Source organism: Candidatus Formimonas warabiya (assembly GCF_002777255.1).
GTDB lineage: Bacteria > Bacillota > Dehalobacteriia > Dehalobacteriales > Dehalobacteriaceae > Formimonas > Formimonas warabiya.
Window position 1 is genome coordinate 4,961,657 of sequence record NZ_CP017634.1, and the last position, 13,471, is coordinate 4,975,127.

The following is a 13,471-nucleotide window of genomic DNA, read 5'->3' on the forward strand; positions in this document are numbered from 1 at the left end:
GATGATCATGGGTCTAAGCCTGGCCCATAAAATTATTCATAGCCACCTGGTTGAGGGGAGCATGGAACCGGGAAAAGAAATTGCCCTTCGGGTGGATCAAACACTTACCCAGGATGCCACGGGTACTATGGCCTGGCTCCAATTTGAGGCCTTGGGCCTGGCCCGGGTGAAAACAGAACTCAGTATTACCTATGTGGATCACAATACCCTGCAAACCGGATTTGAGAATGCGGATGACCATCGTTTTCTGCAGGATATGACGGCAAAATTCGGCGCTTATTATTCCCGGCCGGGAAATGGCATCTGTCACCAGCTCCATCTGGAACGATTCGGGAAACCGGGAAAAACTCTCCTGGGGGCGGACAGCCATACGCCCACCTGCGGGGCCCTGGGCATGCTGGCCATTGGGGTGGGCGGTCTGGACGTGGCCTTGGCCATGGGGGGCGTTCCCTTTTCTTTAGTAATGCCGAAAGTAATTAACGTACAGCTCCACGGCAGGCTTGCACCCGGTGTGAGCGCCAAAGACGTGATTCTGGAGGTGCTGCGGCGCCTGTCCACCAAAGGCGGCCTGAGAGCGGTGCTGGAATATTCCGGGGACGGCTTGCAGTATCTTTCTGTTCCGGAGAGGGCTACCATTACCAACATGGGCGCGGAAACCGGGGCGACCGCATCTATTTTTCCCAGTGATGAAAAGACCCGGGAATTTTTAGCCGCCCAGGGCCGGGAATCAGATTGGTGCTCCTTAGGTCCGGATGCGGATGCCCATTATGATCAAGTGATGGAGATTTCTCTTGGTGATTTAAGCCCCCTGGTGGCCTGTCCCCACAGTCCGGATCAGGTCAAAGAAGTGACGGAATTGGCGGGAATGCCCGTTGACCAGGTGGTGATCGGCAGTTGCACAAATTCTTCTTATTTGGACTTAGTGAAAGTGGCACGAATTTTTCAGGGAGGAAAAGTCAGCCCGGGGGTCAGTCTGGTGCTGGCACCCGGATCCAAGCAGGTATTGACCATGATCAGCGAGCATGGTTATTTGGGCGATATGCTCCGGGCCGGGGCGAGAATTCTGGAATGTACCTGCGGCCCGTGTATCGGCATGGGGCAGTCTCCTCCTTCCGCAGGGGTTTCTTTGCGCACCAACAACCGGAATTTTAAGGGAAGAAGCGGTACGGCAGATGCCCAGGTTTATTTGGTCAGCCCGGAAACGGCCGCGGCCAGCGCCCTGGAAGGAAAGCTAACCGATCCCCGCAAGTATGGGGATATTTTGCATCTTTCCATGCCGGAAAAATTTATGGTCGACGATGGCATGGTGATTCCGCCCCAACCAGCAGGCAGTTCCGGGGAAGTACGACGGGGGCCCAATATAAAACCCCTTCCCTTAAAATCGGAGCTTCCCGCAAAGGTGGAGGGAGAAGTGCTGATCAAAGTAGGGGATCATATCACCACGGATCATATTATGCCTGCCGGAGCAAAAATCTTACCGCTGCGCTCCAATATCCCAGCCATTTCGCGCCATGTTTTCGGATCCTTGGATCCCACTTTTGCGGAACGAGCCCTAACGGCAGGCGGCGGTTTTATTGTGGGAGGAGAGAATTACGGCCAGGGGTCCAGCCGGGAGCATGCGGCACTGGCACCCATGTACCTGGGGATTTGGGCTGTATTAGCCAAGTCTATTGCCCGGATTCATTTTGACAATTTAATTAATTTTGGTATTGTTCCTCTATTTTTTGCCTGTCAGAATGATTATGAGGTCCTGGCTCAGGGTGACCGGATCGCTCTGCCGACCCTGCGCGCCGACATTGAGGCCGGCAGGGAGCTCACCCGGGCAGTTCGTTTAGCCACAGGAAAAGAATTAGAAATGAGATTAGAGTTAAGCCAAAGACAGCGGGTGATTCTTTTGTCCGGAGGGTCCATTAATTGGGTCCGTTTAAAAAACAAGGAGCAATGAACAGGCAGCCCGAAAGGACGGAAGAAACTGTGCTCTTGCATAAAAGGAGGCTAACAGTCCCATGAGCAATGATGGCCTGTTAATTGGCCGATCGGTGGCCAGACCGGATGCTCTTACCAAAGTAAGAGGCGAGGCGGTCTTTTGTGATGATATTTATCTCCCTGGGATGTTATACGGGGTGGCGTTAAGAAGCGAGTGCCCCCATGGCGTATTGAAGCATATTGATGTATCCGACGCCCTTGGGTTGCCCGGAGTAGCGGTAGTAGCCACAGCCAAGGATATTCCGGGGCTGAATGGATTCGGACGGGCGGTTCCGGACCAGCCGGTGATCGTATCGGACCGTTTTCGCTTTATCGGCGATGTGATCGCCATGGCGGCTGCCGATACCGTAGAGCACGGGCGTGCTGCTTTACGGGCGGTAAAAACTATTTCTGAACCCTTTCCTGTTGTGACCGATCCCCAGGAAGCACTGGAGCCGGACGCCCCCAAGATCTGGCCGGAGGGAAATCTGGCTGCTCATCTTACCGTGAAAAAAGGGGATGCGGAGTCGGCTTTTAAAGATTGTGATGTGATTATCGAAAACACCTATACCACACCCATGGTGGATCATGCCTATCTGGAAGTAGAGTGTGCCGTGGCGGATGTGGATGCGCGGAAAAATACCGTGATCTGGGCTTCTACCCAGGATCCTTTACCCATTGTGCGCAATGTGGCCAAAGTTTTAGGCATAGAACCCCAAAAGGTCCATGTAATTCAGGCTGTTACCGGAGGCGGATTTGGGGGAAAACTAGACGCCGGAATCGATGTGGCCGTTCGTGCTGCCCTTCTTTCTTTCTTGTGCGGCCGTCCGGTAAAAATGGTTTATAGCCGGGAAGAATCCATGATGGGATCCAGCAAAAGGCATGCTTCCATCATCAGGCACAAGTTGGGGGCAACCAAAGAGGGTAAACTGATGGCGGTTAATATTGATATTTTATACAATAAAGGGGCTTATGCCTCCATGGGCGGTGCCTCGGGAGGAGTCCCCACCAAGGCCATCGTACATGCCGCCGGTCCCTATATCATTCCCCATGCGGAGATCCATTTGAAAAATGTCTATACAAACCTTCCGTATGGCGGTGCCATGCGGGGTTATGGCGTACCCCAGGTTAGTTTTGCCTATGAATGCCAAATGGATGAACTAGCCCGTGCCCTCCACATGGATCCGGTTCATGTGCGGGAAATTAACCTAATAAAACAGGGTGATGAGACGGTTACCGGTCAGGTTCTGGGCAGCAGTGTGGGCAGCCTGAAAACCTTAAAAAAAGCGGAAAAGGTTTCCGAGTGGAGGAATCCCCTTGCCGCCGAAGAGAAGGGGCTGATCAGGCGAGGAAGAGGGATCAGTTTTGGTTATTACGGGATCAGTACCGCCCGGTTTCCCGATACAGGGGCAGCCCTTATTTTTCTTACTACGGATGGCAGGATCCGGGTGGCGACAGGGATTACGGAGATCGGCCAAGGCGTACAGAGCGTGTTCACCCAGATTGCCGCTGAAGAGATCAGTTGTCCCATGGATTGGATTGATATCCGTGAGGTGGATACGGCGGTTGATCCAGACAGCCAATCGACCTCTGCCAGCCGGGGAACCTCTGTGGTGGGACCGGCCGTTCAGATTGCCGCCCAGGAGGCAAAACGTCAGTTGTTTAGTCTGGCGGCCTCTGTTTTGGAGGTGGATCCGGCTCAAATCGTGGTGGTCCCCCAGGGGCTTGCCCACTGGAAGACACCTCAAAAGCTGGTTAGTCTAAAGGAACTGGCAGGCTATTATGCCCCTGCGAAAGATCGCATCATCGGTTCCGGTGTGTGGAATAAGCCCCGGTCTACTTTCCGGTCCGGGGATGGGAAAGGGAACCCCTTTTATGTCTATGTCTTTGGTGCTCACGTGGCGGAGGTGGAAGTAAATACCCGGACAGGAAAGATTGATTTAAAAAAGTTTACTGCCGTCCACGACGTGGGAAAAGCACTCAATGTGCAGCAAGTGGAAGGACAGATCCGGGGCGGCGTTTCAATGGGGGTAGGATTTGCCCTGCTGGAGGAGATTACCAACCGGGACGGGTATCTGAACCATGTGAATTTCGACCGTTACCTGATTCCCACGTCTCGGGACCTGCCCCAGATTGAGCCGGTGATCGTAGAAGAGAACAATCCCTTGGGACCTTATGGTGCGAAGGGAATAGGAGAACCTCCGGCAATACCGGCAGCTGCTGCTATCGCCAACGCAGTCTATGATGCTGTAGGCGTGCGGTGCCGTGATCTGCCCATTATTCCGGAGCGGCTTTTAGATGAAATGACGAAAAAGCAGAAAACCCGGTCTTAAAAATGAACCTGAGGCCCGGCAACGACTCCGTGCCTCAGGCAAAAAACTGTTTTGGAGGGGGCGGCATGACGGGAACGGGAACTACCATAAAAGATATGACAGGGGTCGGGGTCAAGGGACTCAGACCAATGATGTTCGGCCTAGCGGTGATTCTGGTGAGTACGCTTTTGCCTCCCATGGGCGGGATTACCCCTCAAGGATGGAAAGCCCTGGGCATTCTTATTTTTGCAATTGTCTTTTGGGCCAGTGAAGTGGTAGAACCGGCGGTCACAGGGGTCGCCATTTTAGTGTTGCTGCCAATGCTAGGGATTCTGGCCTATGATGAAACCTTTCTCGGCATGGGTACCGTGATGATCTGGCGGCTGGTAGGGATCTTTATGGTGACGGAAGCCATCCAAAAGGTTGGTTTGGATAAAAGGATTGCTTACAAAGTACTTCTTCTTGCCCGGGGAAACGTAAAGAAAAGCCTGTTTTTAATTGTGATGCTGTCTTATTTTTTTGTTTTCGTGGTGCCGGGGGCCCTGTCCCGCACCCTTTTGTTGGCCACCATCAGCCTGGGGATCTTAAAAGCCGTGGATATTCATCCCCCCAGCAATGTGGGCAAGTTTCTTTTTATCGCCATTCCTGTGATCGGCCTGATCTCCAGCTCCAGTGTCATCGTAGGAGCCTCGGTGGAAGTTTATGCCGTTACTCTTTTTGATGCCTTATTGGGTGTGAAATGGACCTACTTTCCCTGGATGATTGTCAACATGCCTATCGGGCTGATTACCACGGTCATCGTTTATTTCCTGTTATTACGCTTGTTTCCTCCGGAGATCGCCGAACTTCCCGGTGGTAAAGCATTTATCGAGCAAGAATTGAAGCAGCTAGGTGTGATGGGCAGGCAGGAAAAATTAGTGTTGGTCCTTTTTATTTTTTTGCTTTTTCTCTGGTTTGCCGACCTGTCCGAGAAATTTCCTGCCGAGCTGTTTATGGCCTTGGTGCTGTTCTTTCCCGGACTGAAAGTCTTAGAGTGGAAAAAGTCTGTCAAAATGGTAAACTGGGATATCATTATTCTGTTTGGGGCCAGTACGGCCCTGGCGGTAGGATTACAGAAAAGCAATGTGGTGGCCTGGATGGCGGAGGCTGCTTTGCAGGGTTTGGGTAATTTGGGCCCCGTTGGATTAGCGTTAGCGGTGGCAGTGCTTACCGCGTTGATACGGCTGGGCATGTCCAGCATGACAGCGACAGTAGCGACACTTCTTCCCCTGGTCATCATCATCGCCAACAAACTGGGTATAAACCCTACCTGGTTAGGAATGGTCTGTGTCGTTTCCAGCAGTATGGCTTTCTTTATTCCCTCTCAATCCCCCAATACCCTTGTTACCTATGCTTATGGCTACTATTCTGCGCGGGACCTTTTGAGGGCGGCTTTGTGGTTGGCACCCGTCTATATTTTTGTTAGTATTGCGCTGGCCTATTGGTACTGGCCTTTAGTGAATTTGCCCCTAAGATGATCCTAAAATGATGCATGTAGATCAATTAATATTTCGTAAAAAAGAAATGAAACAGAAGAATAGAGAGATATATTGAATCCTTGTATACAGAATTTGCGAATGTAAAAACGGGTTTTACCACATAAGCCTGTGACAAAAAGTGGTTAAATTAGGGATCTATTTATTCAATAAAAAAGGCCTTGATGGAGAGGGTTATGGTTAAATACCCAGATCTATCAGGCCTTTTTAGATTTTTCGGTACAAAAATTTTTGATTTATGGAAACATGAAATAAAATATTTTTTCAAAGAAACTAAAAGAAGGATTTTTAGTCGAAAGAAAGAATATATAAAGCAGAGTATACAAGTATACATAAGATTTAGTTTGTTTGATCAGATTGCGATGATAAATGGACGAATGATTTATGGTGATAAAGGGTTCAGGAAAGCTGCTGAAAGCCGGCTGTGAGAAGGCAGAGTTGGGAGGAGGTGTTTTACTCAGATAAGCGAAGGGATTTGTGCTCAGGTATTTTCATCAATGAGAAAGGGTTTGGAGTAAGGTTGAAAACAGTACTGTAAAGAAAAAAGCTCGAAAATTTGGGAGGTTTGAGAAGATGAAACGGTATTGGGGGATGTTATGGTTTTTTGTGTTGATGACATTTCTTCTTATTTCAACTGCAGGGTGTGGTACGAAAGACAGTTCTGATTCAGGGACAACCTCGGAAAAAGCAGCACAAGTAGTTAGAGTAGGGCTAAATTCCGGCGCGGATACATTTGATCCTGCTATTTCTACTCAGTTGACTGAGCGCTATATTATGTATGCAACATTTGATACGTTGGTGCAGTATGACAAGGACTTTAATATTCAGCCGGGTTTGGCAGTATCCTGGACAAATCCGGACCCCAAGAGTTGCGTTTTAAAATTGCGGGAAGGCGTAAAATTCCAGGATGGGACAGATTTTAACGCGGATACTGTGAAATGGAATTTTGACCGCATGCTTGATCCGGCCACGAAATCTCCGTGTAAGAAACTGCTGGGACCTCTTAAAACTGTAGAGGTATTGGGCCCCTATGAAGTGAAATTTACTTTCGACTCTCCTTACCCTAGTTTTCTTTCCGTCTTAGGGGAGAGACCTGGTTTTATGGTATCGCCTGATGCGGTGCAAAAAGCAGGGGACATATTTGGACAAAATCCGGTCGGTACGGGACCCTACAAGTTGACGGAATGGGTGAAAGATGACCATATCACCCTTACCAAATGGGACGGTTACTGGGATACATCCAAAACTTTTGCTGATCAAATCGTCTTTAAATTTGTGCCGGATACGACAGTGCGGGAACAAATGCTTCGCACCGGCGATTTGGATATCATCGACGACGTTTTACCCACCGACATTGCCTTGCTTGAAAAAGATGCCAATATTAAAGTGGGTAAATACGACAGCATGACATTTATTGAACTTGGTATGCGGTGTGACCAGCCGCCTTTCAATAATTTGGCTTTGCGGCAGGCAATTTCCTATGGCATTGACCGCCAAGAAATCATTGATTTGGTTGCCAGCGGTAATGGTAAGCCCGGGCTCGGGCCGTTACCTACAGGATGGGCGGCGAATCCCAATTTGCAGGCATACAGTTATAATCCTGAAAAGGCAAAAGAGTTGTTAAAACAAGCGGGTGTACCGGCTAATTTCAGTTTTGTGATGACTGTTTCCGCTACGCCGATTTATCAAAAAATAGGTGAGCTTGTCCAGCAGCAATTGAGTAAGATCGGCATCAATGTGCAGGTAAAACCTGTTGATTACAGTCAACACTACAGTATGGAGCAAAGCGGGGAGACTTATGCATTTATTGAACGATGGACGCCGCGGGCAGACCCGGGCACGATTCTGGACATGCATTTCAGTCCTGCCGGTTTTTCCAATAATGACAGATATAATAACAAGGAGGTCGCCGATCTGATCAGCAAGGGTAATGCCACCTATGATCAAGCCGAAAGAACAAAGCTGTTTCAACAGGCCGAGCAGTTAATCGTCAATGATGCGCCTATGGTATGGATTTATTATCCTTCCATGCTGGTCGCGCAAAGAAGCAACGTCACGGGTTACGAGTTTATCCCCGATGGGATTATTCGGGTGCGTGATCTTAAGGTCGAATAGGTTTCTTAGAAGGATGGTGGGGGGGCCTACCCCCTCCCTTCCCAATTTGGGGGGAAAGAAATGTATACTTATACGTTAAAAAGGCTACTGGGTTTGATTCCGGTCATGATAATTCTCAGCATTGTAGTATTTTTGATGATGCATTCTTTGCTAGGCGACCCGTCATCAATGATGGCCGGCGTAGAGTCGGATCAGGCTACTATAGAGCGGATTCGTGAAGATTTGGGCCTTAATCAGCCCCTATATGTTCAGTATGGACATTGGTTTGAGAAGGCGATCCAAGGAGATCTGGGCAAATCCTATCGTACCCAGATGCCTGTGGTGCAAGTAATGCTGCAGCGGTTGCCTGTGACGATGGAACTTGCTTTTTTATCCATTGCAATTGCGATTGTTTTTGCTCTTCCTTTGGGAATTTGGTCTGCGGTAAATGAAGGGAGCCGCTTTGACAGATTCGTTTCCGGTTTGGCCGCTTTCAGCGTTGCCATGCCGAATTTTTGGATTGGCATATTGCTGATTTATCTGTTTTCCATCATTTTACGGTGGCTTCCTCCGGCCGGATATATACCGATTTCGCAGGATCTGGCGGGTAATCTTCGGCTTATTCTTTTGCCTACCGTAACTTTAGCTACTTATTATCTGGGAACATTTGTCCGGTATGTACGCAGTACGATGACCGATGTGTTAAAACAGCGTTACATTTTGGCAGCTAGGGGAAAAGGGGTTCCCTGGCGCAGAGTCTTGATACGCCATGCTTTAAAAAATACTCTGATTCCTACGGTAACCATATTAGGGGTAGAAATGGCAAAGCTTTTTGGCGGCGCTGTGGTTACTGAAACCATTTTCGGTTTGCCGGGGATGGGACGACTGATGGTTGATGCGATTTTTCAGCGGGACTTCCCGGTATTGCAGGGTACAATTTTGTTTATCGCTATTTCAGTGCTCTTAATTACCCTTGTTGTAGATATTATCTATGCTTTTCTTGATCCACGGATTAAGTATTATTAATGATTTGAAGACAATATTAGAAAGAAAGTAGGTTGGGCCAGTGCCAGACATCAATAAACACGCTGATATCCCACCTGTTGAAGAGCCTATAAAAGACGAAAATTGGATTCATGCTGTGTTTTCCGTATTTATACGTTGCTTTAAAACGAAAGAAGGGGCTATTGGGCTTATTGTCTCGCTGTTTCTGCTGGTCGTTGCTATATTCAGCACGCATCTTGCGCCTGCAGATCCTTTTGCCCCAAGTACCACCGCTGTGCTGCAGGCTCCAAGTTCCCTTCATTGGCTTGGCACGGATGATTTGGGCCGTGATGAGCTAAGCAGGATCATCTATGGTGCCCGCGTCTCTATGATTGTTGGTCTAGGATCCGTTGCCGTTGCTACTATTGCCGGTGTGTTCATTGGACTTGTTACCGGTTACTTCGGAGGATGGATGGATTCTATCGTCACCAGAACGATGGATATTATGATGGCTTTTCCAGGTTTAGTTTTAGCCTTAATTATCAGTGCCCTGATGGGAATAAGCCTTACCAATACGATCATTGCTTTGGGGATCGTGTCAGTACCCCGTTTTGCCCGCCTGATCAGAGGGCAGGTCATGACCGTAATGCAAAGAGACTTTATTGAATCAGCCCGAGCAGTGCATGCCGGTCATATCAGAATTATGACGAAGTACGTATTTCCCCACCTGGTCCCCTTAATTGTCATTGAGGCCACTTTAACCATTGCATTTTCTATTTTAACTGAAGCGAGTCTGAGTTTTTTAGGATTAGGCGTGCAGCCGCCGCATACAAGTTGGGGACAGATGCTGAAAACAGGTTATCCATATTTGGAGACAGCCCCATGGATAGCTTTTGCTCCGGCCACTATTACATTAGTTGCGGTTTTGGGATTTAACCTTTTAGGGGATGGGTTGCGTACCGTGTTGCAAAGTAATAAGAATTAGTATTTCTAAAACAAATTAGGGTTGATAGTGGGTTTTAGGAGGGTAATTATGCAGGAAAATATTCTAGAAGTATCTAACCTAAAAACGTATTTTGACGTCCCAAGAGGCACTGTGAAGGCTGTCGACGGCATCAGCCTGACGCTTAAACCGGGTGAGACTATCGGGGTAGTGGGGGAGTCAGGGTGCGGGAAAAGTGTATTAGGTCTTTCCATATTAAATCTTATTACCCCGCCAGGGAGGATTAAGAGCGGAAGTGTCCATTTTAAGGGGAAAAATTTATTTTCCTGTTCCGAGGCTGAACTCTCTCATATCAGAGGAAAAGAAATGGCGATGATTTTTCAGGAACCTTTACGCTCTCTTAATCCGGTACGTACAGTAGGAGATCAGATTGCTGAGGTTCTGCAAATCCATGAAGGAATGAGCAAAACCGAAGCCCTTCAAAAAGCTGTGCAGCTGCTGAAACAAGTAGAGGTAACTGATCCCGGGCGTCGTGTCCATAATTACCCGCACGAGTTTTCGGGCGGTATGCGCCAGCGGGCGATGATTGCTATGGGCTTGGCGTGTAATCCACAGGTATTATTGGCTGACGAGCCTACAGCCGGTCTTGATGTTACGATCCAGGCCCAAATTCTTGACCTGATGAAGCGTTTGAAAGAAAGCGCAGAAATGGCGATGCTGCTTATTACTCATGACTTGGCCATTGTTTCCCAAATGTGCAGCAGGGTGCTGGTGATGTACGCAGGACAAGTGGTGGAGCAGGGAAGTGTCCGTGAAGTCTTGCATCACCCCAAACATCCCTACACGCGCGCTCTGCTTGATGCTATTCCGGGCGCTGCCAAGGACCGAAACAGATTAGGCGTATTAAAGGGAATTTCTCCTGACCCGGCAGATCTTCCTCAAGGATGTCATTTTCATACCCGGTGCCCGAATGTTACAGAAAAATGCCGGATTGAGGAACCAACAGAGGTAGTTGATGGTGAAACTGTTGTTAAGTGTTGGGCCAGGGCAGAAAAGGGGGCGATCACCGTATGAGCGAGAGTTTGATGCAGGTCCAGAACTTAAAAAAATTTTTTCCCATTCGCAGCGGACTTCTTTCCCGGGTCACCGCGGAAGTTAAGGCAGTGGATGATGTTTCGTTTGTGATTGAAAAAGGAAATACTTTTGGCTTGGTGGGGGAGTCCGGGTGCGGAAAAACGACTGTCGGGCGCATGCTGGCAGGTTTACTGGAGCAAACAGACGGTGGTATTGCCATGGGAGGCTGGCGTGCGCATAAATTAACGAATTCAATGAAAAAAGAGCTGCATAAAAGGGTTCAAATTATTTTTCAGGATCCTTCTGCTTCCCTGAATCCTTTTATGACTGTGGAAGAGTTGATTAAAGAACCGCTAGAGATTTATAAAATCGGTGATAGGGCCCAACAGCGGCGACGCGTAAAGGAACTAATGGAAATGGTAGGTCTTCCTGCTTATTGTTTAGGACAGCGCACCTCCCAATTTTCCTCCGGGCAGCAGCAGCGGGTGGCCATTGCCAGGGCATTGGCCTTGGAGCCGGAACTGGTCGTTGCGGACGAGCCGGTATCGGTTCTTGATACTTCGGCTCAGGCGCAAATTCTTAATCTTCTTCTCGATCTGCAGCAGCGTACTGGAATTAGTTATTTATTTATCTCTCATGCTCTGGATGTGGTGGAGTTTATTTCTCACCAGGTGGGTGTGATGTATTTGGGCAAGCTGGTGGAAACAGGTCCCAAAGATGTGTTGTTTAAAAAACAGCTTCATCCTTATACGAAGGCCTTGTTCTCTGCCATACCGACCTTGGATACGAAAAAAGCTAATGAGCGAATCGTGCTCCAGGGAGAAGTGCCAAGCCCCATTAACCCGCCAAGCGGCTGCTATTTTCATACCCGCTGTAAAGATGCCACAGAAAAGTGCAGACATGAAATGCCTTTATTAAGGCAGGTTGATGAAAAACATTTTGTGGCCTGCCACTTTGCATAATATTTGTCTTGGATGGAATTTTTCGTTTTCGATACTATCATAGCAAACAAAAAAACTAGAGGTGATGAAGTTGGCTAAATTAAGCGGATTACAAATTTTGTCCCAAACTGAGATGGAAAAAATACATGAACAATCCCTTGGGATACTTGAAAAACTGGGTGTTTCTATCCCGCATCGTGAGGGATTGAAAGCACTGGAAGAAGCCGGAGCAACTATTGATTATCAAAATCATCGTGCTTATATTAAACAGGACCTGGTAGAACAATCCTTGAAATCAGCCCCCAAAAGTTTTGTATTGGCAGGATTTGATCCCCAAAACGATATTGTGCTGCCCCACCCGGAAAACGGCTTTTATTCCCGTACCGGGACCGGTTCTCAGGGGTGCATAGACCTTGAAACGGATACCTTCCGGTATGTGCAGACGAAAGATGTAGAACACTGGGTCAGGCTTATTGATAAACTGGAGCATATTGATATTTGTGCGGTTCCTACACCCATGGACACCCCTCAGGAAACAAGGGATATTCATGCTTTTAAATGCGCTTTGGAATATACAAAGAAACATATTATGATCCAACCATACAGTTCGGAAAGCCTTAATTACCTATGTGAAATGGCAGTACTGGTAGCGGGCGGAAAGGAAGAACTAAAAAAACGACCGGCGATCAGCATGGTTGCCTGTTGTACATCGCCTCTAAGTTATAAGGCCTTTGATGTTGACGTGATCTTTGCAGCTGGGGAATACGGGTTACCTGTACATGTTGCTTCTCTGAATTGTCCGGGCGGATCCGGTCCAGTCACCATTGCCGGCAGTGTGCTGCAAAGCAATGCAGAATTTTTAGCAGGCTTAGTATTAACCCAGGTGATAAGTCCTGGTTTACCGGTAATTGGTGTGACGCAGCAATTACCCCTGAACATGGTCAACGGCATCGCCTTACAGACTTCAGTCGAAGCGACCCTGGGAAATGCGGCCGGGGTTCAGCTCACGAAAGAATTCTACGGGATTCCAAGCCGGACATACAGTTTTGGTTCCGATGCCTTGTTTGGAGACAGCCAGTCTATGCTTGAACGTACTTTCCTGGGACTAGTAGTAATGCTTGCTAAGACAGATATATTAAGCGCTGTGGGAAGTCTGGAAGGGGTAAATACGATTAGTTTAAGACAGTTGGTCGTAGATAATGACCTTTTGGGAATGTTTAAAAGATTGAATCACGGCGTGGATTTGAGTGAAGATCAGCTGGCAGTACAATGCATCTTCGATGTGGTTTCAGGAAAAGGAAGTTTTATGGCACACCGCCATACCTTTGAACATTGCCGGGAAATTTTTCAACCGTCGGTATTTGACCGGAATGGACGGATTAGAGGAAAGATAGAATCAAAATCTGAAATTATGGATAGGGCAAAGGTCAAAGTAAACAGTATCCTGGGCGAAGAAACACAAACATATTTACCTGAAAACACCGTTCGTCTTTTAGAGGAAATAGTAGAAAAAGCTGATTGCGAACTGGCAAAAAGGGTAGACGGTTGAATTTTTAAAATAATTCGTCAATTTTTAACGGAAACCAAATAAAAATAATAATTTCACAGGGTGACAGGAGAAAT

The 13,471-nt window shown here is 48.0% G+C and carries 10 protein-coding genes; all 10 read left to right on the forward strand.

Annotated features, from left to right (window positions below; genetic code table 11):
* Nucleotides 1-7 precede the first annotated feature (7 nt).
* The 10 genes from DCMF_RS22620 (at nt 8) to DCMF_RS22665 (ending at nt 13,397) form a co-directional block, all read left to right on the forward strand.
* The gene (locus tag DCMF_RS22620; protein WP_148136523.1) at nt 8-1,945 is read left to right on the forward strand and encodes an aconitate hydratase; all 1,938 of its coding nucleotides are present in this window, start codon (nt 8-10) and stop codon (nt 1,943-1,945) included.
* Between the two features lie 61 nt (nt 1,946-2,006).
* Nucleotides 2,007-4,298, forward strand: coding sequence for a xanthine dehydrogenase family protein molybdopterin-binding subunit (locus tag DCMF_RS22625; protein ID WP_148136524.1), 2,292 nt, complete (start codon nt 2,007-2,009; stop codon nt 4,296-4,298).
* A 65-nt stretch (nt 4,299-4,363) separates the two neighbouring features.
* On the forward strand, nt 4,364-5,794 hold the full coding sequence (locus DCMF_RS22630) for an SLC13 family permease (RefSeq protein ID WP_214658821.1): 1,431 nt from the start codon (nt 4,364-4,366) through the stop codon (nt 5,792-5,794).
* A 194-nt stretch (nt 5,795-5,988) separates the two neighbouring features.
* A complete protein-coding gene (locus tag DCMF_RS22635; protein WP_214658822.1) occupies nt 5,989-6,240 on the forward strand; it encodes a hypothetical protein in 252 nt (83 codons plus the stop codon).
* Between the two features lie 145 nt (nt 6,241-6,385).
* On the forward strand, nt 6,386-7,927 hold the full coding sequence (locus tag DCMF_RS22640) for an ABC transporter substrate-binding protein (RefSeq protein ID WP_148136527.1): 1,542 nt from the start codon (nt 6,386-6,388) through the stop codon (nt 7,925-7,927).
* Between the two features lie 60 nt (nt 7,928-7,987).
* Nucleotides 7,988-8,932, forward strand: a complete 945-nt coding sequence (locus DCMF_RS22645; protein ID WP_148136528.1) for an ABC transporter permease — start codon at nt 7,988-7,990, stop codon at nt 8,930-8,932.
* Nucleotides 8,933-8,972: 40 nt separating this feature from the next.
* The gene (locus tag DCMF_RS22650) at nt 8,973-9,875 is read left to right on the forward strand and encodes an ABC transporter permease (protein ID WP_214658823.1); all 903 of its coding nucleotides are present in this window, start codon (nt 8,973-8,975) and stop codon (nt 9,873-9,875) included.
* A 48-nt stretch (nt 9,876-9,923) separates the two neighbouring features.
* Nucleotides 9,924-10,907: an ABC transporter ATP-binding protein gene (locus DCMF_RS22655; protein WP_148136529.1), complete on the forward strand. Its 984-nt coding sequence runs from the start codon at nt 9,924-9,926 to the stop codon at nt 10,905-10,907.
* Nucleotides 10,904-11,869, forward strand: coding sequence for an ABC transporter ATP-binding protein (locus DCMF_RS22660; RefSeq protein ID WP_148136530.1), 966 nt, complete (start codon nt 10,904-10,906; stop codon nt 11,867-11,869). The genes DCMF_RS22655 and DCMF_RS22660 overlap by 4 nt, the downstream gene beginning before the upstream one ends.
* Nucleotides 11,870-11,939: 70 nt before the next feature.
* Entirely contained in the window at nt 11,940-13,397 is a 1,458-nt protein-coding gene (locus DCMF_RS22665) for a trimethylamine methyltransferase family protein (protein ID WP_214658824.1), read from the forward strand.
* Nucleotides 13,398-13,471 lie beyond the last annotated feature (74 nt).

Excerpts from the sequence above, each read along its gene's own strand:
- DCMF_RS22625 (WP_148136524.1), top strand. The coding sequence starts at position 2,007 with ATGAGCAATGATGGCCTGTTAATTGGCCGATCGGTGGCCAGACCGGAT.
- DCMF_RS22645 (WP_148136528.1), top strand. The coding sequence starts at position 7,988 with ATGTATACTTATACGTTAAAAAGGCTACTGGGTTTGATTCCGGTCATG.
- DCMF_RS22655 (WP_148136529.1), top strand. The coding sequence starts at position 9,924 with ATGCAGGAAAATATTCTAGAAGTATCTAACCTAAAAACGTATTTTGAC.
- DCMF_RS22640 (WP_148136527.1), top strand. The coding sequence starts at position 6,386 with ATGAAACGGTATTGGGGGATGTTATGGTTTTTTGTGTTGATGACATTT.
- DCMF_RS22635 (WP_214658822.1), top strand. The coding sequence starts at position 5,989 with ATGGTTAAATACCCAGATCTATCAGGCCTTTTTAGATTTTTCGGTACA.
- DCMF_RS22630 (WP_214658821.1), top strand. The coding sequence starts at position 4,364 with ATGACGGGAACGGGAACTACCATAAAAGATATGACAGGGGTCGGGGTC.
- DCMF_RS22660 (WP_148136530.1), top strand. The coding sequence starts at position 10,904 with ATGAGCGAGAGTTTGATGCAGGTCCAGAACTTAAAAAAATTTTTTCCC.
- DCMF_RS22620 (WP_148136523.1), top strand. The coding sequence starts at position 8 with ATGGGTCTAAGCCTGGCCCATAAAATTATTCATAGCCACCTGGTTGAG.